This window comes from Microcoleus sp. PH2017_35_SFW_U_B (genome assembly GCF_020737865.1).
GTDB lineage: Bacteria > Cyanobacteriota > Cyanobacteriia > Cyanobacteriales > Microcoleaceae > Microcoleus.
The window spans coordinates 64,420-88,582 of record NZ_JAEQDE010000058.1; the positions used below are offsets into that span (position 1 = coordinate 64,420).

At 44.1% G+C, this 24,163-nt stretch carries 20 protein-coding genes; 9 read left to right on the forward strand and 11 right to left on the reverse strand.

Translation table 11 applies throughout. The annotated features are described in order from the left end of the window. Window positions 1-39: 39 nt before the first annotated feature. The gene (cas10d, locus tag JGK36_RS17130) at window positions 40-3,426 is read right to left on the reverse strand and encodes a type I-D CRISPR-associated protein Cas10d/Csc3 (protein WP_293182293.1); all 3,387 of its coding nucleotides are present in this window, start codon (window positions 3,424-3,426) and stop codon (window positions 40-42) included. A 731-nt stretch (window positions 3,427-4,157) separates the two neighbouring features. Next, window positions 4,158-6,338, reverse strand: coding sequence for a type I-D CRISPR-associated helicase Cas3' (cas3, locus tag JGK36_RS17135; protein ID WP_293182295.1), 2,181 nt, complete (start codon window positions 6,336-6,338; stop codon window positions 4,158-4,160). Window positions 6,339-6,435: 97 nt separating this feature from the next. On the opposite strand from cas3, the gene JGK36_RS17140 reads away from it, so the two are divergent. Next, window positions 6,436-7,302, forward strand: coding sequence for a WYL domain-containing protein (locus JGK36_RS17140; RefSeq protein ID WP_293182297.1), 867 nt, complete (start codon window positions 6,436-6,438; stop codon window positions 7,300-7,302). 325 nt (window positions 7,303-7,627) lie between these two features. Here JGK36_RS17140 and JGK36_RS17145 read toward each other — a convergent pair whose 3' ends face one another. Further along, window positions 7,628-7,837, reverse strand: coding sequence for a hypothetical protein (locus tag JGK36_RS17145; protein WP_293182340.1), 210 nt, complete (start codon window positions 7,835-7,837; stop codon window positions 7,628-7,630). Window positions 7,838-8,097: 260 nt separating this feature from the next. Between JGK36_RS17145 and grxC the strand changes: the two genes are divergently transcribed. Beyond that, complete coding sequence (gene grxC, locus JGK36_RS17150) at window positions 8,098-8,412, forward strand: glutaredoxin 3 (RefSeq protein WP_293182299.1); 315 nt, start codon at window positions 8,098-8,100, stop codon at window positions 8,410-8,412. A 225-nt stretch (window positions 8,413-8,637) separates the two neighbouring features. Here grxC and menD read toward each other — a convergent pair whose 3' ends face one another. Next, on the reverse strand, window positions 8,638-10,503 hold the full coding sequence (menD, locus tag JGK36_RS17155) for a 2-succinyl-5-enolpyruvyl-6-hydroxy-3-cyclohexene-1-carboxylic-acid synthase (protein WP_293197657.1): 1,866 nt from the start codon (window positions 10,501-10,503) through the stop codon (window positions 8,638-8,640). Between the two features lie 286 nt (window positions 10,504-10,789). Then, window positions 10,790-12,220 (reverse strand): isochorismate synthase MenF, encoded by a 1,431-nt coding sequence (locus JGK36_RS17160; protein ID WP_293193231.1) that lies wholly within the window; start codon window positions 12,218-12,220, stop codon window positions 10,790-10,792. 188 nt (window positions 12,221-12,408) lie between these two features. Between JGK36_RS17160 and JGK36_RS17165 the strand changes: the two genes are divergently transcribed. From JGK36_RS17165 to JGK36_RS17190, 6 genes are all read left to right on the forward strand, one after another. Beyond that, complete coding sequence (locus JGK36_RS17165) at window positions 12,409-12,555, forward strand: hypothetical protein (RefSeq protein WP_293182305.1); 147 nt, start codon at window positions 12,409-12,411, stop codon at window positions 12,553-12,555. Between the two features lie 46 nt (window positions 12,556-12,601). Beyond that, window positions 12,602-13,498, forward strand: coding sequence for a 2-carboxy-1,4-naphthoquinone phytyltransferase (gene menA, locus JGK36_RS17170; protein ID WP_293197660.1), 897 nt, complete (start codon window positions 12,602-12,604; stop codon window positions 13,496-13,498). Window positions 13,499-13,645: 147 nt separating this feature from the next. Next, complete coding sequence (locus JGK36_RS17175; protein WP_293182309.1) at window positions 13,646-13,891, forward strand: hypothetical protein; 246 nt, start codon at window positions 13,646-13,648, stop codon at window positions 13,889-13,891. A gap of 25 nt (window positions 13,892-13,916) precedes the next feature. After that, window positions 13,917-14,717, forward strand: coding sequence for a 2-succinyl-6-hydroxy-2,4-cyclohexadiene-1-carboxylate synthase (menH, locus tag JGK36_RS17180; protein ID WP_293193230.1), 801 nt, complete (start codon window positions 13,917-13,919; stop codon window positions 14,715-14,717). Window positions 14,718-14,918: 201 nt separating this feature from the next. Further along, window positions 14,919-15,929, forward strand: coding sequence for an o-succinylbenzoate synthase (locus JGK36_RS17185; protein ID WP_293197663.1), 1,011 nt, complete (start codon window positions 14,919-14,921; stop codon window positions 15,927-15,929). Continuing rightward, a complete protein-coding gene (locus tag JGK36_RS17190) occupies window positions 15,908-17,446 on the forward strand; it encodes a 2-succinylbenzoate--CoA ligase (protein ID WP_293197666.1) in 1,539 nt (512 codons plus the stop codon). The genes JGK36_RS17185 and JGK36_RS17190 overlap by 22 nt, the downstream gene beginning before the upstream one ends. 148 nt (window positions 17,447-17,594) lie before the next feature. Here the strand turns inward: JGK36_RS17190 and JGK36_RS17195 are convergent, their stop codons facing one another. The 4 genes from JGK36_RS17195 to JGK36_RS17210 all read right to left on the reverse strand — a co-directional run bounded on the left by JGK36_RS17195 (window position 17,595) and on the right by JGK36_RS17210 (window position 21,936). After that, on the reverse strand, window positions 17,595-18,566 hold the full coding sequence (locus JGK36_RS17195; protein WP_293182315.1) for a putative 2-dehydropantoate 2-reductase: 972 nt from the start codon (window positions 18,564-18,566) through the stop codon (window positions 17,595-17,597). A 422-nt stretch (window positions 18,567-18,988) separates the two neighbouring features. After that, window positions 18,989-19,402, reverse strand: coding sequence for a thioesterase family protein (locus JGK36_RS17200; protein WP_293193227.1), 414 nt, complete (start codon window positions 19,400-19,402; stop codon window positions 18,989-18,991). Between the two features lie 297 nt (window positions 19,403-19,699). Beyond that, window positions 19,700-20,146 (reverse strand): tellurite resistance TerB family protein, encoded by a 447-nt coding sequence (locus JGK36_RS17205; protein WP_293182342.1) that lies wholly within the window; start codon window positions 20,144-20,146, stop codon window positions 19,700-19,702. Window positions 20,147-20,631: 485 nt separating this feature from the next. Beyond that, window positions 20,632-21,936, reverse strand: a complete 1,305-nt coding sequence (locus tag JGK36_RS17210) for an ATP-binding protein (RefSeq protein ID WP_293197668.1) — start codon at window positions 21,934-21,936, stop codon at window positions 20,632-20,634. A gap of 105 nt (window positions 21,937-22,041) precedes the next feature. Here JGK36_RS17210 and JGK36_RS17215 point away from each other — a divergent pair, with 105 nt between their 5' ends. Further along, on the forward strand, window positions 22,042-22,395 hold the full coding sequence (locus JGK36_RS17215) for a TMEM14 family protein (protein ID WP_366025225.1): 354 nt from the start codon (window positions 22,042-22,044) through the stop codon (window positions 22,393-22,395). A gap of 155 nt (window positions 22,396-22,550) precedes the next feature. On the opposite strand, the gene JGK36_RS17220 is transcribed toward JGK36_RS17215, so the two are convergent. Next, entirely contained in the window at window positions 22,551-22,730 is a 180-nt protein-coding gene (locus JGK36_RS17220; protein ID WP_293197670.1) for a hypothetical protein, read from the reverse strand. A 319-nt stretch (window positions 22,731-23,049) separates the two neighbouring features. Next, complete coding sequence (locus tag JGK36_RS17225; RefSeq protein WP_293182325.1) at window positions 23,050-24,075, reverse strand: hypothetical protein; 1,026 nt, start codon at window positions 24,073-24,075, stop codon at window positions 23,050-23,052. Window positions 24,076-24,163 lie beyond the last annotated feature (88 nt).

A 24,163-nucleotide genomic window follows, 5' to 3' on the forward strand; every position in this document is an offset into this window, starting at 1 on the left:
TAGGTTTTGTAAATTAAGTTTGGTCAATTGAAAAGCTAGTTAGTCATCATTGTCAGAATCAGAATCTTCAAGATCATTCTCACTCGCTTGCTCTTTCCTTGCGCGATATTTCTTATCGCCTTCAAGGCGATAAAGGAACTCGCAAGTATCTCGAATGAGGTTGAGTTGACGACCAGCTAAACGAGCGCGATCGCCTGCAAAAGACTTTTCAAATACTTCAACAACAAAGTAATTGGCAAAGTCCATAATTGCCTCGCGTTCCTCATCCCGTTTAGCAATCACCCAACGTCCCTCAGCGGTAGAGTTATGCACTCGCTCCATCAGTTTAAAGATTTTAGCAGCTACAGTTTGGACTAGATTAAATCCTTCCTCCTTATATGCTTTGAGAATTACATCTGCTGCTTCATCAATTGGCTTGAGAATTGCATTTGATTTGGTCGGTTTTCCGGGAGTCGATTTAGCCCGGTAGAACTTGCGATAAAGTTCTGTAAGTTTTTTGGGATGATTCAAGGGTGATTCTGCTTCCACAATTAAGTCCTCCGATTCAGGTTTATAGGTAACGTAGGGGTCAAAACAAGGGTAAAATGAGTGAGCATAAAGTTTGATTTTACTCAAACTCGGTGCATCTAATTTTTGCTTACGAACCCAATTCTTTAAGTAAGCAAAAACATAAAGCAGGCTAGTTTCAAAATCCTTGGCGAGTTCGCTCAGTTTACCCCAGTTGGCATCATAGCCAGATTTTCCCTGCTTAGCATTCACATCTAAATGAATTGCATAAGCAGCAGTTAAAGCATTTAAAGGTGCAGGGTATTTTTTACCGTTTTCCTCCCATCCTTCTAAGATATAGTCGAGACGGAAGCGATCGCGCTTCGTCAACACCCTAAAAGCTTGGGGTACACTGTCAAGAAATACGCTTTCTTCAAATTCTGCACCGTCATTAAATGGTGGAATTGGCGACTCGGAAACTACGGTTTTGACATCCAGAATCATGGGAAATGCAAAAGCTAACCAAGTTGGCATTACCCAGGATTCGGTATCAGTTGCATCTCGGCCGGGCGGAAGCGCCATGAAGTAAAATGTTAGGGGTTGGTCTTCGGGATAGGAAAGTTTGAAGGTGCGGTCTTTTCCTGGTTCGATGTTTTCATCTATGAGGAAAGCATCAATGCTTTGGTAGCGATCGCGTCCAAAATCGGCTTGCAAATCCTTGCTGATAAAATGATTGCGAATGCTGGTATCAAAGCGGGTTTGGGCAATGCTAGTGTAGGCTTTTTGCAGAAACTTATTTGTCTCTGGGGTGAAGTAATATGTGGGATAAAAATAGAGATAGCGATATTTGCCATCTTCAAATTTTTTGCCCACAGCTTGAGTTTGATTCATTAAAATTTGCCTCAGCATCATTTCCAAACCTGCAATACTAGAAATATTGCGTTTGGCGTTAGAACCTCCCAACATTTGTTTGTTAGTGTAAACTTGAGGGGTGAACAAAACGGCTGATTCCATTTGTTCTGTTACCGTGTAAGCTGAATGGGAAATCGAACAGATTAACTGTCTTCCTCTACCCTGTTTTTTAGCGAGTTGATAGCGTTCCAACTCATCTAAAAATACGTTACTGGATGCTGTGTCCAATGGTGTATTTCCGGGTAACATGACAACCCGCGTTACCCACAAACGCAAATCGTCCCAACCGTCGGGCAATTTGTACTGTGAAAGAATGGGTTTAATCATTTGGGAAATGTGGGCGATCGCCTGTTCGTAAACTTCCCGCACATCCTCAATTCCTGGGTGATGTTCTAGGTACTTTGCTGCTAAATAGTACCATTCGTAAGGAACGCCGCCTGTATTGCCTTTTAGTTTAAGTTCTTTCAGGCGTTCATTAATCCGTTGAATTTCTCTCAGGGCTGGCAGATATTCAGATAGGTTCCAAAACTTAGCAATTTCATCGACAATATCTAGATGAGTTAGGGCGGGTAGTTTTTTGTCTTTCTTGCGTGCCGCTTCGATGGTATTAACCTGTTCTCCCCAAATCTTGCGACTCACTAAGTCCCCAAGTTCAGCAATCTGATCGATCCGAATATCGTCGTCAAACTTGAAGTTATAATCAGCAGACAAAACATCCTGACGCTGAAATTTTATCAGATTATCGCTGCGACTTTTGGCAACAGAGTTTTTTCCTATTTTGAGAATGCGTAAAGTAGCATCAACAGCAACTAGCATCAACTCTGACGCATCAAAAAATAGGTTATAGTAATCGGCATATTTCATGCCTTTACCATCTCTGCCAAAACCAGTTTGTCGCCGTTGCAATTGTCCGGCGCAGAGTTGTTTGATCTTGCTAACTACCCGTTCGGGCAAGTCTGCAATTGAAATAGCAGGAGCATCCGATCGCGCTAGATAAATTACACCTGTTGGTAGGTACAGCAATGGTTCGTAGTAGGTGCAATCGTCGGTATTTAGTGCCGTATGCACTTCCATTAAAGCGTTATTGACGACGTTGGTAAGTACGCCTCTGTTTTCAGCGATACTGTGATAAGTGAATTTTAATTGCCCGTCGCTGAGGCTGTGGATTAACTCGTTGAGCCTGGTATTTTCTGCATCTTGGGGATGTTTGATAATAGATGCTAGGGAATCTGCTAAACAAGTCAAGTCTGAGAGACTACGGAGTGTGCGATCGCGCAACACTGGATTTAACCCAAATTCGGAAAAGTTCCAGTTAGTATCCCAACGCCGCTGAGCGTTGTAAGCAAGGCAGAGCAAATCGTCAATGTATTCTCGATAAGCATCTGGATCGTCGGGATTGATGAAGCGATCTAGTCCTAACTGTCGAACTTTTTCATCAATAATTTGACGGTGCTTTTCTAGCGGTAACTTGCGACAATCGTTGGGGACATCGGGGAATTTTTCAAAGTCGTGGAGAATAAATCCAGCAATTACTAACCGCCGTTCTTTTTCTCCTACAGATCGCCGCACGGTGGTATCGAGTTTTTCTAACCGCTGTTCAATTAAATTAGCAGGAAATAATCCATTTAGCAGGTGAGTATTTAGGGACTGATCGCCTGCGTTATCGCGCCTGACGTTCTCTTTTCCTTGTTTGCGATCGAGTTCGTCAAAAAATTTGCCGCCTTTGGCTGTGACGCCGATCGCAACTCGCAGCAGATTTGGCAAGACATATTCTGCGAAATCTGCCATGACGCGATCGCCTGGATTTTGACTCTGAATGGCTTCTCGCAAGAGTTTGAGGGTTAGTAAGTCGCGAGTTTGAGGTTCGATCGTGCGATCGGACGTTTGAAAGTTTGACCCTAATTCTTCATCTTGCAACCAGTCATCATCTGGATCATCCGATCGCTCTGAGTTCAAATTGACTGGGATATCAAAATTTAATGAGAGTTGTTGATACTCTTCGTCTGGTTTTTGACGTTTTTTAGCCATTTTAGGCCTCTAATTTATTTAAGTAAACTGTGATTTGCTGGATGCAAAGGGGATATTGCTGCAAAGTTTGTTTGACATGACTGAAGAAGAAGGGGGCTGTGAACTGATTAACTTTCAGCCCCCAAAAATAGTTATGCAGCTAATCTCACCAAGGTTTTAGGTCTCACGTAAAATCGTTGTGGAAATAGATCCAGTTCTAGCTGTTTATACTCGACACATGGCTGAATTTCCTCGAACGGCTCCGCTTCACCATCAACGATAGTAGGCTGCTCAGATGTGTAAAGTCTCAGATCGAAGAGTTCCAACTGTATATAGTTCTCCATTTATCGAAACCTTCATTGATGTTGTTTCTGAATAGAGGCTTTTACCCTAAGAAAGGTATGAATTACGTCAGAAAAGGTTTTAAATGCCGTCTAACGAGTCTCCGTCCTTGTACTCAAGCGCTGAAGCCATCCTTGTTGGATATCGTAACACAGCAATTATGAGTTTAGGGTCGGAAGACCATATAATTTTTCCCTGACCTGATCAACTACCAAACCCTGTACAATCATTAAGGAGAACCAGAGGATTTGCCTCTAAAGTGATGGACAGGCTGAAACAAGCCCTACCAGGGATTGAAACTTCCGACGCTGTACTCAGGCGTTTACGCCTTCCTGCCCATCCTTGCAAGCTGTAGCCTGATATAGACCAAAGCCTGCAAGTCTCCAAAACCCCTATCAGGGCTTGGCCTTCTACGCAATCCATATTTCATCCCCCTTGCTCTTGAGCCAGTGGGCCAGCGTGTCCACCAACAGGGCCGACTGCCCAAAGGCGATCGCATAAGGTGCAGTCGTATCGTGGATACTGTACCGATCGCAAATCGGATAAATCTGAAAGTGCACCGGCAGTCGCAGGCGCGATCGCACTTCAGCCACCGGATAACGCAGCACATAACAAACCAATGCTTGCTTCTTCAAACGCTTGTTAATTTCCCCGATCCAATAATTCTCAGGTTGCACAACCTCAATTCCCGTTAAAACCTGAACTTTCCAAGCAGCAGCATTTTCTTCTAAAGTTCCCGAATAAGTAAATTTCCAATTCAGTCTTTCCTCCCGATAACTACGCAACTTCAAAAAAGCCAGACAATGTTTAAATCGACCTTTGGCAATTGGTTGCCCAAGGCGTTCAGATGTCTCCTTCAACATTTGCATAAATGCAAATTCCGTCATCGGTTCGATTTCCAAATTGCTCAAAATTCCTGGTAAATCGTAAGTTTTAAATTTGTCTGCCTCATGGGAATCGGTTAAATCGCAGATGCCGCATTGCAGGGGACTAGAACCTCGAAAACTGCTAGCATCTTCAACAATCGGATTTCCTGTCTTATTTCCCGATCGCTCTTGCCACTCTTTGCCCCACTGTTTAATATTACCGGCCACTTTCCCCAAGCTAGTTTTAAATACTTTTTGAGCAGCTTCCTGAAAAGCTTTCTGACTTGATGCGTACTGCTGTTTAATTGTCCTGTGCCCTAATTCCCAACAAATTTGAACAGACTGCACCGCACCCCACCGCGAATAATATCCCTCAAAATTGTTGATTTGGCGGTAGTTTTCGCGAATTTGTTGATAGAAAAAAGGACGATCGTAAATTCCACTAGACTCTAAAGTGGCAGTATCGCCTGCAAACAAGCGTTCGACTAAGAAATTAGGGGTGAGTGCGATGGCTGTAAAATTTTTAAACTGAATAAACTCTCCATTGCGATCGCACCCATCGTGTCGCCCCAACCTTCCCAATCTTTGGATGAAGTTGCCGGCATCGGCGGATTCAAAAATCAGCAAATTGATTTTGAAGTCTACCCCGACATCAATTGTGCTAGTACCGAGAACTAAGTCTGACGAGAGCGATCGCTCTTTTTCCATCTTTCCCGACAACCCGGTATTTTCGCCAACAACTAAACCGTGAGGCGCGAACAATTCCCGAAAAAATGGTGTCAGTCGCTTGACGGCAGCAATTGAATTCAGGATAATCGCTCCTTTACTGCCGGGATTGTGTTTAAAGTGAGTCAGGATGAGATTTGCACTGTCTTTAAGCCAAGTTTCAGAAGCTTTTGAAGTTGGTTCTAGGGAAATAAAAGTCAGCGTACTTTCCCTTAATATCTGCCGCCAGGAGTCTGTTTTAAACTGTTCTATTTCGGCGGGGCGATCGGGAAACCGATATTTGCCTTCTTTTAAAGGATCGATAGTTTGACAGCGAAACCCTGCTGTTTCTAGTCTGCTAATTAATTGCTCGTCTGGAGTTGCTGACAGAAATACAAACTTTTTCCGGCGGTTTGTATGACGAATTAATAACAGGGTATTGATGACGCTGGCAATCTGAGGAGCCGCAAAAACATGAAATTCATCAAAAATGAATAGGTCAAAATCTTTGTCGATTCGACCCCACAGTTTATCAGGGCTATCTTCAGAGCTTAAATACGCTCCTCGGTGCAGATGGTGCAAGATATCAGGGTTAGTTAATAAAATTTCTGATTGACCTGTGCGAGATGCAATCGCGGCTGCTTTTTTCAATCCTTCATTTTCTGCATATATTTCTAATTCCGAGCCGCTGAGTCGGACAACGCGGGGTTGATGTTCGGGTTGAAATTGTTCGATATAGCGCTTAATTTGAGTCTCCTGATCTCGCGCCAGTTCATTCGTTGGATATAGCGCCACTGCACAACAATCTGTCTGCAATGTTTCTAAAAAAGCGGCTAAACTTTTACCATCGCTAGTGATAGCAAAGTTGGTAATGACATCAATATTCGGATCGCGAATTGCCTTTAAAGTTTCAAGTTGATGCCAAGAAAGTGTCCAATTTTCTGGTAATTTGACTCCCTTGGGAATCTCCGCAGCGGGACAGGAGTAAACGGATTTGAGAGTAATCTGGTAATCGGACATATGCTGAATCTGTGTCCGTAGAAAGTGGATATTTCCTATATTGACACCGACAATAGAGATTATCAAGCCTGTACAATGAGAAAGTGTCCGTATATTTATGAGTCGCAAAGGTCAATCGATCACTCTGTCGGTTTCTGAACGAGATAAAGCGCAGTTGGAAGCCTTAGCCCAAGAATTCGGGAAGACGTGGGGCGATCGCCCGAACATATCCAAACTGATAGAAGCGATCGCCCGCCGCCAACTGACGATCGCCCCGAACAACGACTGGCCCCAAACCCGCATCCAAGCCCTAGACATCGCCCGACAGCAATTGCTTGACTTGGGCAAAATCGATGAAGCGCTGGCAATTGCGGAATTATTGAGCTCACGCAGCGAACTAACTCTCCCCTTCCGGGCCGAAATCGAGGCGTTTTTGAGCAACCCCTTACCTGTTTGGCGGCAAAAAATCGACCATTTTATTCACAGACAGCAACCTTTTCGCCTGTCTTACCGAGATGCAGCCGATCGACTTTGGAATTACACAGTCTTACACGCTCGGATTGTCCCTATAGAAAAGCGACAGTATTTAATGTGTCGCTGCGAAGAATCTGAGGGAAATCAAGACGTACCGGGACTCGAACACAACTGGACACTGCTGCTCGATCGCATTGAAGATGCTGCGGTGATTGCGGTCGATCGACCTTGGCTGTCAGATTTAGCCAGGATTCCCGTAGAATTTCACTTATCCGGCAGACTTGCCTTTAACTACAGGCGCAAGCAAGGCGATGTGGAAGTCAGCGACTTAGAAGGCGATCCGCCAATTAGACGAGTGATTCGGAATATCTCCAATACCTTCTGGTTTTTTCGCGAAATTGCTCCTTACTGGGAAGATTGTGCGATTGTCTCACCTGTGAAACTGCGCGATCGCTTCCAACAAAAACTGATCGCCCTCTGCCGTCAGTACAACCTGGAAATCCGCGATTAGAACACGAGATTAGACTCTGACCCAAGAAACCGGGTTTTTTAGCGAATCTGTCGGTCACAGTCAAGTATTCTCGTAAAAAACCCGGTTTCTGACCACCCGTGCGATGGCGAAATCCGCGATTAGCCGTCCAACAAAAAGCAGCCCGTTACAGGCTGCACATCGAAAAAAACCGTTGTTTTGTTGGAGGAGAAAACTTTACATCGAATTCAAATTGCCGTTATATCAAGTCTCTGGGACTCCGGCGGGCGATCGGCTGCCAACCAATTTCGCCATCTTTATCTACCGCTGACTCACCTTACCATCAGAACAAAACTGCAAATCCTCGTTACGCTGAAAGTTCGTTGACCATTCTCACCCGGCCTTTGAGCACTGCCCGCAGCAGGCGGTTGACACAGCATCTATCTTCGTCATTCAGCGACTCGTCTAAGGTGGCGGCCATCAAACCGTAGCGATCGGCTAATGTCAAAACGCCTGTGTCGGTTACAGAAGCGAGGATTTCAGAGATAGCGCCGGGGAGGAGTTGTAAAGCTTTCATGGCAGTGCGGTTGAATTCGATATATTCATAATCGCTTGGTTTCCTCAAAAGATCGGTGATATTAAGTAGGTTCCGCAGGTGATTATTTTGGATGAAAGCAAGTGATCGGAGTAGAGTAAATGTGTGACACGAATCACAGCACTACAGGTGCGGCAGGTAATTGCATCCCAGCCTAACCTTTGGTAGAACGCGGGATTGATGGCGTTTCGCTAAAATGATTTAATCTCTCAACCAGTTGAAATTTTACCCCTGTAACGAAAATGCTTGATTTTCTGAATCCCATTTTGGGCCGCAAGCCCGATCGCATCAAAGCCAATGTTGAAATTTATACTTGGCAAACCTGTCCGTACTGTATCCGCGCCAAAACTTTGCTGTGGTGGAAAGGCGTCAATTACACGGAATACAAAATTGACGGCGACGAAGCTGCTAGAAATGCCATGGCCGATCGCGCTAACGGGAAGCGCAGCGTGCCCCAAATATTTATTAACAGTCAACACGTCGGCGGCTGCGATGACATTCACAAACTTGATGGAGATGGAGAGTTAGATGCACTGCTAGCTCAAGCAGCCGTTTAAATATTGTTCATAAAAGGTTCGTAGTAAGGACTTTAGTCCTTGAATTCTCAAAGAAAGGACTAAAGTCCTGACTACGAACCTTTGGCATATGAGGTTCGTAGTCAGGACTTTAGTCCTTAAATTCTCAAAGAAAGGACTAAAGTCCTTACTACGAACCTTTGGCATATGAGGTTCGTAGTCAGGACTTTAGTCCTTAAATTTCCCAAGAAAGGACTGAAGTCCTTACTACGAACCTTTGGCAAATTTACTGAGATTATCTTGCCGCCATTTAGCATCGGAGCGCCTATTTGTTTGCAGTTCTAAGACCCGAATCCCGTTATTTGGTAGAAAACTTAATTTTTGTTGGAACTGCTCCCAATGCTCAATTATCTCGTGTTCCACGCCGTAAGTTGCACACAATTGAGCAAAATTGATATCCTGCGGTGTGGCAAAAAACTCTTCAAAGGGCGGGTCAAATTTAGCAACTGGCAACATTTCAAAAATCCCGCCACCGTTGTTATTAATTAAAACAATTGTCAGATGACCGACAAATTTATTTGTAATTAAAAAGCCGTTGGTGTCGTGCAAAAGTGTTAAATCACCTGTTAACAAAATGCTGCTTTGATTGCGGTGGGCGACTCCTAAAGCTGTTGACAATGTGCCGTCTATGCCGTTGGCGCCGCGATTGACAAAAGGTTTTATTTCTAAGTTGTTCGGCTTCCAGAAAAACTCGACATCTCGGACTGGCATACTGTTGGAAATAAATATGGGTGTGGCTGGTGGCAATATTTGGGAAAGCAGCCAAGAAATTTTTGGTTCGATGATGTGATTAATTGCTGATAGTTTTTGGTCTATTGTTTGTCTGACTTGGGTTTCGGTGTTTCGCCAAAGTTGGAGGTATTCGTTTGATGGAGAGGTGAGAACCCCCCCTAGCCCCCCCTTATTAAGGGGGGGGATTTGAGGGGAGTTTGTGGGAGAGGTGAGAACCCCCCCTAACCCCCCCTTGCTAAGGGGGGGGACATGAAGGGAGATAGCAGTTGCGAGGTTTTCTATGGAGGTTCGTAGGTGAATTGTTGGGCCGTGTAGGGGATCTAAGTTGTGGTGGCCCGGATCGATTATGTAGCGTTTGGGTTGGGTTTTGTCTAACCAGTTTCGCAATTCTTTGCTTGTGGGTAAGTCTCCGATTTGAATGGCGATTTCTGGGGTTAATTTATCTGCTAGTTCGCGGTTTCGCAGGATTAAATCGTAGGTGGAAATTAGATGGGGGTTGAGTTGGGCGCGGTTTCTTAAGGGCGATAGTCCTTCTGCTAATACTGGCCAGTTTAATAGTTGGGAAATTTTGCCGATCGCACTACAATACTTTTCTGCATCTTCAGGCTGGGCTACACCTGCAATAATTATCCCTTTGCTGCATTCGGGCCATTGTCTCAATGCACCTTCTTCTCCCCCCCTTAGCAAGGGGGGGCTGGGGGGGGTAGAGGTTTCTCCTGCAAAAATGGGTTCTACTGCGGCAAAGAATTGTTGGGGATTAAATTGTGTTTCTAATGATTCTACCGCAGGCTCGGGAACGGGTACCAGGGGATCGCGCAGGGGGATGTTGAGGTGCACGGGGCCTGGTGTGGGAAAGGTCGATCGCTCGATCGCGTACACGATCGTCTGTCGCACATAGTCTAGCATTCCTATGGACGCTGAAGGGATGGCTAATTCCGCTTGCCAGTTGGGATAATTGCCGTATAGTTTAACTTGGTCGATCGCTTGTCCGGCGTGACAGTCGCGCAATTCGGGGGGTCTATCTGCTGTGAGAATTAGCAGCGGAATTCGACTTTCACGGGCTTCGATAATCGCCGGATAAAAGTTGGCTGCGGCGGTTCCTGAGGTACAAATTAGGGCGGTTGGTACACCGGATTTTTTGGCGATTCCTAAGGCGAAGAAACTCGCAGATCTCTCGTCGAGGATGGGGATAGTTTCTATTAACTTATTCTGGGCGAAGGCTATGGTTAGCGGGGCCGATCGCGAACCGGGACAAATTACGGCTGTGGTTAGTCCCAGTCGCTGCAATGTCTCGGCTATGATGGAAGCCCAGAGGGTGTTTGTGTTCCGAAAGTCAAGCATTTTGTTGTTTTGGCGATCGATAATATTTTATGACATATAACGGTTCTCAATCAAAGCTCAATAAACCGGGTTTTTTCGAGATTGAGGGTTTTTGGCTAGTCTTGGCTGAAAAACCCGGTTTCTGGCTACCCATATCTAAGTCTTAAGTTACCTAATTTCTCGCTACATAGTTATGAGATATAGCAGTTATCGCAAAAGTAAGGTATGCCCTATGCCCTATGCCCTATGCCCTATGCCCTATGCCCTATGTCTTATCTCATTTTTCGCTCGAAAGGCTATATTATTCTTAAACTAAAGCATTTAAAAGTGCTTGCAGTTTCAGTTGAATTTCTGCTAGTTCTTTGTCGGGTTCGGAACCTGCCACAATTCCAACACCAGCATGAAGTATCGCCCGAGATCCATCGATTAATGCCGATCGAATGCCGACAGCAAATTCGCCGTTACCAGTGCGATCGATCCAGCCCAGGGGTGCTGCATACAAAGAGCGATCGCAGCTTTCGCAGCCCCGAATTTGCTGTAGTGCAATATCCCTCGGTACCCCCGCTACCGCTGGCGTTGGATGCAGTTGGGCTAAAATTTTCAATAAGTGAATATCTGGGGGAATTCTAGCCCTGATGGGTGTCCACAAATGCTGAATGTTGGATAGTTGCAGCAGTCTCGGTAGCGGGGAAAAGTCGGGATGGATGCCGAGACTCGAAAGGCGATCGATTATAAAGTCAATTACAGCTTGATGTTCTCGAATATCCTTTTCGCTGTTGAGTAAATCTTTGCCTAAATTACCATCTTCTGCTTCAGTTTTTCCCCTCGGTGCAGAACCGGCTAAAGCATCTGCGATCAACTGATTGTTGTGAATGCTAATTAAGCGTTCTGGACTGGCACCGATAAATTGCTGACCTTTGCCGTTACTGGTAGAAAACACGTAGCAACCTGGATAGGTGAGGCGCAAGTTATTTAAGGAATCTATTACGCTAAAAGGTGTTTGGCAAATGACATTTATAGCTTGGGACAACACAATTTTACTGAAATATTTAGACTCGATTAATTCTAAAGCGGACTTGACAGATCTTTTAAATTGAGCGGCATCATTGACAGGAATTTGTTTTAATGGAAGTGAGTTTTGGCTGTTAATTAATTTGATGTATTTTTGAGAGGCAATTTTATCAAATTGTTTGCTAATGGTTTCAGTAATAATTTTAACATTTATATCTCTATCTATTTTGGCATTGGCGACAATTGTACAGCTATCGTTGAGGCGAGTAATCTGCCATTTGGGTAAAAATATGGTACCGGGGGGAAAGTAAGAATTGGTGGCGACATTCTCATCAAAAAAAGCAAAGCTACAAAAAAAGTGCGGCCCGCTAAAGGGCAAACGTTCCGTACCGATGGTAATTGTCCGGGCTAGACTTGATTGAATAAAATTTTGAGCGAGGGCAAATCGATCGCTTCCTGCTACTGTGAGATGGATTGCCGAATCTAGGGCGGCGATCGCAAAACTGTTGCCGACAATGGGGTCTCTTTTTTCAAAATAAAAGTGTCTGTCATCGGGTGTGGCAATTTCTTGCAGTACCGCTAGCGGATCGACGGGGGAAATTTCCTGAGAAATACTAACTATTTTTGTTTGATCTTTTTCGGTTAAAGACTGCTGGCAATCTAACAGCAACTGATGCAGTTGATTGCGGTCTTGCAAAAGATTGGCGCGGTGCGGTATTACTGTCATGAAATCGAGAATAGCAGATTTGTCAGAAAGAGTGCGGTTTTGTCCCGCTATAATCCCTATTTCGATCTAACCACGCTCGGGCGATCGCCAAACATGACCTTTCGAGTTTCCCGACTGTTTGGGCACGCTGGAGGGAGAAAACAGACGATTGCGCGATCCATCGAAACATTTAGACATAAAACTTAAGATTGAGAGGGCGACTCTCGGTAAAAGGCGATCGACCCCGCAGAGGTTTGCAGGTGGGCATTACCGGGCGTGCGATCGCCCGCAAAGACTATCAACGGATGCCGGAGGCGCACTCAAGCGGAGACTTAGCAGACATTCTTCACCAATAAAATTGTAAAATTACTGAGCTGCTATCAATTGCATCAAGTTTGTGTAATGACAACAAAGATAATTGAGCGTTCAAATAGTAAATTGTGGCTGGCGGCAATCAAGCCGCCCATGTACAGCGTTGCTGTTATTCCTATTTCAGTAGGAACTGCAATTGCTTTTGCCGAAACTCAAACGATTAATGCGTCAATTTTTTCGACATTTTTAATTTCAGCCATTTTAATTATAGCATGGCTGAATCTCACCAATGATGTATTTGACTCGGAAACAGGGATAGACAAAAATAAAGCACATTCCTTGGTAAACTTAACCGGAAATAAAGCTTTAATTTTCTGGCTTGCCAATCTATTTTTAGCAATCGGAGTGTCGGGAATCTGCGGTATTTCCTGGTGGCAAAAAGACCCAACAGTAATTTTGCTAGTAGTTTTGTGCTGCGCCCTCGGCTACACTTATCAAGGGCCGCCGTTTCGTTTGGGCTATCAGGGTTTAGGCGAAATTATTTGCTTTTTTACCTTCGGGCCGCTAGCTTTAGCTGCTGCTTATTACAGTCAAAATCAAACTTGGTCTGCTACTAATTTCGCAGGTTCGGCAATAGTGGGAATTACTACGAGTATCATCTTATTTTGTTCTCACTTCCATCAAGTTGAGGACGATTTGGCGGCGGGTAAAAAATCGCCGATTGTCCGAATTGGTACGAAAAAAGGTGTGCAGTTGTTGCAGTGGTTGTGCGGCAGCGTTTATGCTTTGACTGTGCTGTTTGTGGCGCTGCGAATGTTCCCAATTTGGACGCTGTTGATTTTTGGAAGTTTGTTTTTTGCGATCGACCTTTGCCGCCATGTCGCAAACTATCACGACCAACCCGCAAAGGTCAGCAACTCTAAGTTTATCGCAGTGGCGCTGCATTTTACGAGCGGTTTGCTGCTAGCGCTGGGGTTTGTGCTGTAGTTTGGGCGATTATCGAGAATTTCGGTAAAATAGAACTATGGTTCGTAGTCAGGACTTTAGCCCTCTCTGCAAGATTTTAGTCAATAAGGACTAAAGTCCTTACTACAAACAGTTTGATATTGAATCGAAAACAACGAGAAGGAAATCATGAGTACGCCAGTAAAAACTAGCCCAATCCTCACCCTAGAAGAAATTTTTAGTCTGTATCCTGATGAGTGGGTACTCATCGTCAATCCTGAATTAGATGAAGAATTAAGCGTGATTCGAGGTGAAGTTTTAGCCCATGCAATAGAACGCGATGAAATTCATAGTAAGCTTTCATTAAGGAATGGAAAATCGGTGGCAATAGAATATACTGGATTGATACCTGACAACCTAGTAATGATATTGTAATAAAAATAGGAGCTTAATGGTGTAGATGAACAAATCTAAAAAATATCAATTTTACTATTCTTTAACTGGAAAAAAAAATCAGCCACTAATTTTATTACTCCACGGATTCACGGGCGACAGTCAAGACTTTGACCAAATCATTTCCTTACTATCTCAAACTTATTGTTGTCTAGCAGTTGACCTTCCCGGCCACGGACAAACCAGAGTCAGCGGCGACGAAAGTTGCTACAATATGTCAAATACAGCCCAAGCATTGATTCACTTATTAGATGACTTACAAATAGACAAATGTTTGTTGTTGGGCTACTCAATGGGCGGGCGATTGGCGCTGTACATGACATTACATTTTCCTGAAAGATTCGAGAAAGTCGTATTAGAGTCAGCTTCTCCGGGATTGAAGAGTGAAAAAGATCGATCGCACAGACGGCAAGCCGATTCACAAACAGCACAAAACCTCGAAAATAGCAACATCAAAGATTTTATCTTAAACTGGTACGACCGCCCTTTATTCAAATCATTAAAAAAATCCCCCAAATTCGAGAAACTCATAGAAAGCCGTTTAGCAAACAATCCCTTAGAATTAGCAAAATCCCTCCGCAACATGGGAACTGGCCACCAGCCCTCTCTGTGGGAAAAACTCGCCCAAAATCAAATCCCCATTCTCTTGCTAGCGGGAGAAGATGATGATAAATTTCAACGTATCAATGCAGAAATTGCCAGCTTGTGTCCGGCTGCTACTCTCAAGATTATACCAAACGCTGGTCACAATATCCATTTTGAAAATATTGATGACTTTGCATCAGTTGTGAGACAATTTTATGATTAACGGGTAGTCAGAAACCGGGTTTTTTGCGAAAATCATTCGTTGTTACCGACAAATTAGGTAAAAAACCCGGTTTCTTTGGCCTTAGTGATGATTAACGGGTAGTCAGAAACCGGGTTTTTTACGAAAATTATTCGTTGTTACCGACAAATTAGGTAAAAAACCCGGTTTCTTTGGCCTTGGTGACAATCGACTAAAAAACAAATGCTATATAAATTTGAGTTTCGCACCTATCAGCGAAAATTTAAGCGCCCGCTACAAACAAGTCACGGCATCTGGGATATGCGAGAAGGAATCATCCTGCGGCTTATTGACGAAAATGGTCGCATTTGCTGGGGAGAAATTGCCCCGCTGAGTTGGTTTGGTTCGGAAACTTTTGACCAAGCATTAGATTTTTGTCAACAGTTACCTGCTAATATTTCAGAGGAAATAATCTTCAGTATTTCCGCTGAATTACCAGCCTGTCAATTTGGCTTTGAGTCAGCTTGGGAAAATCTGGGCCAAGCAATCGAAAATACGCCTCGTCAAGACAAAATTCCGAAAAATCAGTGTAGCGGTTTATTACCCGCAGGTGAAACAGCTTTGCAGGTTTTACCAATGCTTTGGTTGGAGGGATATCGCACGTTTAAATGGAAAATTGGCGTTGCTGTAATTGAGGAAGAATTAACGATTTTTCAGCAGCTAATCGCAGCAATGGATGATTTAGCCGATCGCCAAACAGCACTTTTGCGCTTAGATGCTAATGGGGGACTCACCTACTCCCAGGCTGAAAAATGGCTGGAAGCTTGCGATAGCGTGACAGCAACACCCGACTTGGCCGCCCAGATTGAATTTTTGGAACAGCCGCTGGCGATCGCACAGTTCCCAGAAATGGTACGATTGAATGCTACTTATACAACGGCGATCGCCCTAGACGAATCCGCAGCCAATCTCGATCGCATCCAAGAATGCTACAACCAAGGCTGGCGGGGAATCTTCGTCATCAAACCAGCGATTGGCGGTTCCCCATCCCAACTCCGCAAATTTTGTCAAACTCACAATATAGACGCAGTTTTCTCATCAGTATTTGAAACTAAAATTGGCAGACAAGCCGCCTTAAACTTAGCAACAAAATTATCTCTAAATAATAGAGCACTAGGCTTCGGTACCGATAGCTGGTTCGACGACAATCAAGACACCTGGTTACAGCATCTATGGCAGAAAATCTCACAGTAAATACTCTGAATCTTCCCTTTGACTTCCCCGACAATTGGCTAATCGGTGGTGACAGCGGCGAATTTGCTCGAATTGTCGATCGGAAATTGCAACAAATCACCCAAAATCAAACAGGAGAAACACCCCTAAAAATTTGCCTAGCCGAACCAGAACCCCTGCAATTTCTTGCCAGTTTCATCGCCGCCCGCACCGCCAAATGCCAAATTTTTCTCTGCAATCCCAACTGGGTAAAAGAAGAATGGGAACAAGTCTTTGATTTAGTCCAACCCGAACTAATTTGGGGACAAAATACTAATCTTAAAAACACATTTCCCCCTCTCCCAGTCCGCGGAGGCGGACTTCGTTTGTATAGCCGCGAATTCCATTCGCCGGGATTCCATCATTCACCCGAATTCAATCATTCGCCGGGATTCCATCATTCGCCGGGACTCAATCATTCGCCGGAATTCCATCATTCACGAGAATTACCTTCACCCGAAATAGACGAATTAGCTACAATAATGATTCCTACCGGAGGTTCCTCGGGAAAAATCCGTTTTGCCATCCACACTTGGGAAACCCTCACAGCCTCAGTCCAAGGTTTTCAACAATATTTTAACCTTGACAAAATTAACTCATTCTGCGTATTACCATTATACCACGTCAGCGGTCTCATGCAATTTATGCGATCGTTCACAACCGGAGGAAAACTGGCAATTGCATCATTCAAAACACTAGAAGCAGGCGAAAAATCCGATGTCGAACCCGAAGAATTTTTCATTTCTTTAGTACCAACTCAACTGCAACGGCTGCTGCAAAACCCAGATACAACTAATTGGCTATCCCAGTTTCGTGCCGTACTTTTAGGCGGTGCTCCCGCTTGGCCCGAACTTTTAGCCACAGCTAGAAAGAATCAAATCAAATTAGCGCCGACTTACGGCATGACAGAAACCGCCTCGCAAATTGCTACACTCAAACCCGAAGATTTTCTCGCGGGAAATAACACTTCTGGTCAAGCTTTACCTCACGCGAACATAACTATTCGCAGTGCAAGCGGCGAGATTTTGTGCTACAATCAAATTGGGAATATTAGCGTTGATGCTAAATCTTTAGCCTTGGGTTATTATCCTGAACGATTTGGCGATCGCCCATATTTCCAACTAGATGACTTAGGATTTTTTGATAAAAATAACTGCTTAAATATCATCGGACGTAGCAGCGACAAGATTATCACAGGCGGAGAAAACGTATTTCCTGCCCAAGTCGAAGCCACCATTAAGAATACCAATTTAGTGGCAGATGTTGCTATAATTGGCTTACCAGACAAAGATTGGGGGCAAGTCGTTACGGCTGTTTGCGTTCCCGCTAATTCCGAAGTTACTGTCAAAAACTTACAAGCAGCAATAGAAGATAAGTTGAGCAAATTTAAGCGACCAAAAAATTGGGTTTTCGTCGCACAATTGCCTCGAAATGCTCAAGGCAAACTCAATCGAGAACAATTACAAGAAATTGCGGTATCATCTCTGGCGAATCAATAGTATTAACCGAATTTGACAATAATTTCCCTAGGGCGGGTTCATCAATATCTACAACACAAGTGAGAAATCTCAAAAACCCGCCCAATGCCCAATGCCCAATTCCCAATTCCCAATGCCCAATGCCCAATTCCCAATTCCCAATTCCCAATTAATCCACACCTAACAGCCTTCTCGTCTTCTCAGCTTCTTGCCTTTGAACATCCACAAACTTCAACATTTGGTAAAGTACCTCTATTTGTGGCAACTTAATACCTGCTTTTTGGGCTACCCGCATGGGATTGCCAAAAATTGCCTCAACCTCCAGAGGACGCGATTCATCGTAATCGATTTTCATGCTGGTGCGGTAAGGCTTCATTTTATGAGTGTATTCCAGCATATGCGGGATAAAATCATCGGGAATAATGCGATCGCAACTTTTGGCCCCTGCTACCACTTCCCTCATGATTTGCTCAACTAAAATCAGAGTATTCGGATTCGCCATCAGTTCGTCGGTTCTCGCATTCAAAACCACAGAGAGCCCGTTATAAGGAATATTCCAAACCAGCTTTTTCCACCTAGACAATAGCAAATCTTCGCTCATTTTAATCGGAATGTGAGCGCGTTTAAAATCCCTAGCAATATGGTGCAATCTATCAGTAATACCGATGGCTTTGTAGTCTTTGGCATATTCGCCTAGCGTGATCGTACCGTAATCTAGGTGGCAGATATGACCGGGGCTGACTTTATAAGAACAGAGAAAGCACAGCCCGCCCACCACTCGTTCTGCACCGACAATTTTAGCTACTTCCGGTTCGGTATTCAGTCCGTTTTGCAATACTAAAACCGCGCCGTTATCCTTTAATAGAGGAGGCAAAAGTTTTGGCAACAAGTGATTTTGAGTTGTTTTCAACGCGACAATTACTACGTCGCACTTAGGCATTTTGTGCGCGTCGCGGTAGGCGCGGACTTGCGGGAGGGTGAAGTCGCCTTCGGGAGACTCGACAATCAAACCATGTTTTTTGACGCGCTCGTAATCGCTCCGCAGCAAAAAATTGACTTCTAAACCAGCTTTTTGCAGTCTAGCACCGTAGAATCCGCCTAAAGCTCCCGTGCCGACTATGGCATAATTGCGATTTGTCATAAGAAGAAGGAAGAAGGAAGAAGGAAGAAGTCAGTAGTCAGTAGTCAGTAGTCAGTAGTCAGTAGTCAGTAGTCAGTAGTCAGTAGTCAGTAGTCAGTAGCGCGAGCTCGTATATAGCCTTTCTCGGAAAGGTGAGGTATGTAGTTGGGCTTCAGCCCTCTTATTTTCAGGGTTATAGAGGCTGTCAGTTATACCTCATCTCTTTGAGAAAGGCTATAGCTCGCGAACGTTATCAGTCATCAGGAAGAGGGAAGTCGGAAGAAGGAAGAATGCTTCTTATAGAGCTGGTTTTTAAGTCATCTGTATTTACGTTTAATTAAGTGGAACTACTTAATATAAATAAGTCAGAAGAAATTTTAAACTAAACAGAAATTTGACTGTCATTCCCTGCTATTATTTAAATATTGAAGTTATCTAAAATCTCAACTCTCAAATTGCCTCATCCACTGCATTAAGTCTTCAGATAGCTGTTTTTTGGTTCTGCTAACTGCATCGATGCAGACGTGCTTAGTCAGAGCTTTAGCCCAGCTTCTGCCTGCAACTTCCCCTGAAAATACTTGATAGGCAATTTCAAATTCATCGCCTGCAACTTGTGTGGGCGTCAATTGAATCGTCAGCCGATCGCCCGCAAATAGTGGACGATAAAAATCTACACTAGCATGAATTATCGGAAATGCAACCTCTCGATCGCCAAAAAATGCTCTGAGATTGACTCCTGATGCTGCTAGAGATGCCTCGTAAGCTTCGTGGCACATCGCCAAAACGTTTGCAAAGTAAACGACTCCAGCAGCATCGGTATCTTGAAAGCGCACAGTGCGGGTGTAAGTAAAAGGCATTTGAGGTAGTCGCGGGCGATCGCAAATTAAAGCTGAATTTTACCAGAAAGAATTGGTTGAAAGCCAGAACCCTTTGAGGGAGAAGTTAAGATCGGGCTATTCATTACTCCAATACTCAGGCTTCTAGATAGAGGTCGCTCTCCAACTGTCAACTGTCAACTGTCAACTGTCAACTGTTGAACAACCATCATATCGGTAAACCAGCACTTTTGCAGCAGCGATCGCCTAACTAAGCAGGCGCTAATTTTTGATCTTCTCAAACTCACCCTCCTCACTCCTGCCCCTGCCCCTGCTTTCTTAACCTTTGTTTTTAATCAACATCACGTCTATAATCTTGAGGGCAATTTCTTCGGAAAGATCCAATGCACAGTAAAGATCGTTCAAAAGTTGTTCTTCTTCTTCTGAAACCTCGCCATCTGCTAAAGCAATATCAGTTGTCACAGCAAAAACTGTTTCTTTAAGTTCGTCGGGAAGTGTTGCCAAAGCCGCATTAAACAGTACCTGAACTCCTTGCCGTTGCAGAATGTTCAGCAGCCGATCGAGCATTTTTCGCATCACATCATCTGGATAGCTGCGGAAAAGTTGCATCCGAGATAGTGTCATGCTAATCGCTTTACTTTCGCTGTCATTGATGTAACCGTCGGCTGCTACGGCAATTAGCGCGATCGCCGCAAATGCTTCGGCAGGCCCTAACGTGACATCAGTTTGTTGGCGAGTCTGCGATACTTTGTCAAATAAACCCATAATACTTTCCTCATTCTTTAGTAGTGGATTCACGGAGTCCCTATGGGCTCTGGCTTTGGAAGCTTCCTTGGCTGGGGATTTCAACAATTATATCAAATCTGCTGAATTATTTATTATTACTAAAATTATGAAAAAATTAAGATTTTTAATTTTTTCCTTCGGCGCTGTAAGGGCGGGTGACAGTTGACAGTTGACAGTTGACAGTTGACAGTTGTCAGTTGACGGTTGACGGTTGACAGTTGACAGTTGACAGTTGAGCGACTAATGACTAATAACGTTCGCGAGCGGGGACGCTCGCGCTAATGACTCAATGATATCGTTTCCGGTTGCATCGGTATTGTTTAAACAGTCAACAGTTAACAGTCAACATCACCTGACGGTGCAACCGGAATAGATATGAATCGTCTGATTTTAATTTCTCCATAAAAGGGAGAGGCTTTAAACCAATTTTTTCTGGTAAAACTCGCTCTAAGGGCGCAGACAATCTACTTGTCAAACAAAGCTAAATCAGCTTTCAGAAAATCAACAAACTGCCGCGCAGTCCTTCCAGAGCGCCCGTTGCGGCGAGTTGCCCATTCCTTAGCGCGGTGTTCCAAATCCTCAACAGCGAGCTTGATGCCAGCTCGTTCGGCGAGATGTCGGACAATTGTTAAATAAGTGTTTTGATCCGCAGGTTCAAAAGTTAAAGTCAAGCCAAAGCGATCGCTAAATGAGAGTTTTTCCTGCACGGTATCCCAAGCGTGAACTTCATCACCGTCGCGAGGGCGAGGCCTGTCATCAAAAAACTCTCGAATTAAATGCCTGCGATTAGATGTGGCGTAAACAACTACATTTTGAGGCCGGGCGGTGACATTTCCTTCTAAAACAACTTTCAAGGATTTAAAAGCATCATCATCTTCCTCAAATGAAAGGTCGTCTACAAAAACAATAAACTTTTGAGGAACTCCCCGCAACTTCTCCACAATTAGCGCTAAATCTTGCAAATCCGATTTAGATACTTCAATCAATCGCAAATTGCGAGATCCAAATTCATTTAACAGCGACTTCACCAACGAAGACTTACCCGAGCCGCGACTTCCGTACAGCAAGACGTGCAAAGCCGGATAACCAGCCAGCAAAAACTCTGTATTTTTCACCAGAGCATCCCGCTGCCAATCGCAGCAAACCAACTCTTTCAAATTTATGCGATCGGGATGCGGAATACTCGCTAACTGCCCGGACTTCCACCCAAAAGCACGATACTCTGCAAACAAACCCGTGCCAAACTGTCGGTAATATTCTGCCAAAGATTCCGCAGCGCTAGACCATTTTTCTAGTTTTCCGTGCAGTGGCTTTTCGGCGTTTTCTAGTACATTTTCGCAATACCAAATGGGAGGAACTGAGTCAAGTTGACCCGCTACTCGCACCCACTTACTCAACTGCTCGCTGGTGCAGTCATAAATATTTTGCAGCACTTGTAAATCATGTCTGGCTGCTTCGACTAAAGCGGGCGACAAACTCGCAAAATCTGTTTGCTGAGCTTGGCGAGAAAATGGATTTTCGTCTTTGAGAATTTGCAAAATCAGGGAATCTTTCCAGCTCAAATTTTGAGCAGCTTGAATTTTGAACCAGTTACCGTAAGCTACCTGACACTCTACACCGCTGAGTTCGCTGTGGTGGAGAGCTTGCAGCAAGTCGAGAAAAGCTTGACCTGCGCGGGTTTGGAGAACTGATTGATATAGCAACAGGGATGCTGCTTGGCGTTGGAGGTAACGGATTTGGGCGATCGCACTAGAAGTTAGGGCTGACATAATGCCAATTGTATAACAGTTAGATATCTGGACTGGGTTTAATAAATTTTCTAACAATTTGTGACCGGAATTGCAGGTCTCGCTGTATAAATTGAGATGCAAAGAGTGAAAATTGGGGAATTAAAAATGAATTTAGGTACAGCAGCGGCGATCGGCTACGGCGTTTTGACACTAATTGGCGGCATCATGGGTTACATCAAAGCCAAAAGCCAAGCCTCGCTCATTTCCGGCCTCGTTAGCGGTTCGCTGCTAATTTTTGCCGGCACCGCACAACTCATGGGACAAACTTGGGGTTTAACATTAGCAGCAGCAATTTCCGCTGTTTTAGTAGTAGTTTTTATTGTACGGCTGGTCAAAACTCGCAAGTTTATGCCCGCTGGGATGCTGATTTTGGCTAGTTTGGCGTCTTTGGGTGCGATCGTTTACGAACTCAGCGGTCAATCGATGTTAGGTTTTTGATTTGAGATGTTAGATTTTAGAGTTTAGAGCTGAGATTTTAGATTAACTCCACAGCATTTACTGGGAGATTGAACTCAAGTCTAAACTTTTTTAGGTCTATGACTTAATTGGGTGGCTTGTATCTATCTTTGCGTGGATTCAGCAGACATTAGTCATTAGTTACATCCTTCCGTTTGCATCGGAATAATAATTGTCCGAGAGCAGTGCGAGCGTCCCCGCTCGCCTCCTCCATAGCGATCGCGAAGCTCGACACCGTACTCTCCTAGCGATCGCGAAGCTCGACACCGTACTCTCCTGGCGATCGGGAAACTCGCACTATAGAACCCATTTGACATCTTTAAGTTTTTCGGTTGGGTGACGAGAAATATAGAGAGAAACCCGTTGCTGAGATTTACGCTCATGTCGAGAAACCGGGTTTCTACGAGTTTTTGGGTTGGATGACGAGAAATATAGAGAGAAACCCGGTTTCTCAGATTTACGCAAAATAGATCAGATCTCAAATGGGTTCTATAGTTAAAACACCAATTACCAATTACCAATTACCAATTACCAATTACCAATGCCCAATGCCCAATGCCCAATGCCCAATGCCCAATGCCCCATGCCCCATGCCCCATGCCCCATGCCCCATGCCCCATGCCCCATGCCCCATGACTAATGACTAATGACTGATTCAATATACTGCTCGACTTCCCTGAGTTGCTGCCGCTGGTATTCAATCCAATCCTTTTCCGCCGCGCGCTGTTGGGCTGTCTCTAGTTGGTACCGCGCCTGCTTCTCTAAAAAATTATTGTAGAACATAATCGCTTTTTCAACTGTTTGAATTCCCAGTTTCATGCGCTCCTCAAAAATTGCTAAAATTAAATCATCCAGGATTGAGCTAATCACTTTACAAGACTCTTCAAAATCGCTCAAGCTGATTCCCATTTTACTTTTATGAACCAGAGTTTCTACAGGATCTCTCAGAGTTTCTTTAAAAGTCTTCATATAAGACTCCGGCAAATATCTCAGAGGTTCCGTAAACTTCGATACAATCTCGCCGCCTATTGATTGCAGTCGCTCTCTAAATTTCGATTGACTCTTGAAATCGAAGCATTCTATACAATATTCAACTTTTTCTATATCAATAGATTGTAATTCTTTAAAGATAGAATTGAGTTCATTCTCCACAATTAAAATTACTCGTTCGCCTTGGTAGTCTACTTCATTTCGCAATTCTTTGTACAAATTATCTTTGTCATAAAAACCGATAGAATCTTTTTTAAACACTTGCTGGTTTTGATCCCACAAAAACCACTTATTTTTTAACTTTGTAGCTTTGTCGCTCCACGATTTGCGAACTTTAACAATAGCATCATATTTGCCTTGTTTTCCCAAACTGCGAATTCTCACGTCGCATCCGCTTAGTTCGCCAATTTGCTCCCAGACATCAACAGCAGATGCTTTAGCAATTCTCGGCTTGCTATTCCAGACATCCTCAGCCTGAGATACATCTTTGAAACATACGTGAGCTAACGCCTTGAGTCTGAGGGCTGATTGCTTGATTTCCTGAATACAAGGTTCCACGTCTAGACTGAGGTGGGTAGCTGACTGTTTAATCTCCACGGATTGATATTCATCTGCGAGCAATCGATCGCTAAACTGGGTAATAGCCTGGAATACCTTGAGATACTCATTCATTTCGTTTCATCCCTCCTTTCCCTAAATAGCATACAATACAGAACATCTCCCTTTTGGAATGCAAACTGAGTCAGACCATTTTAGATTT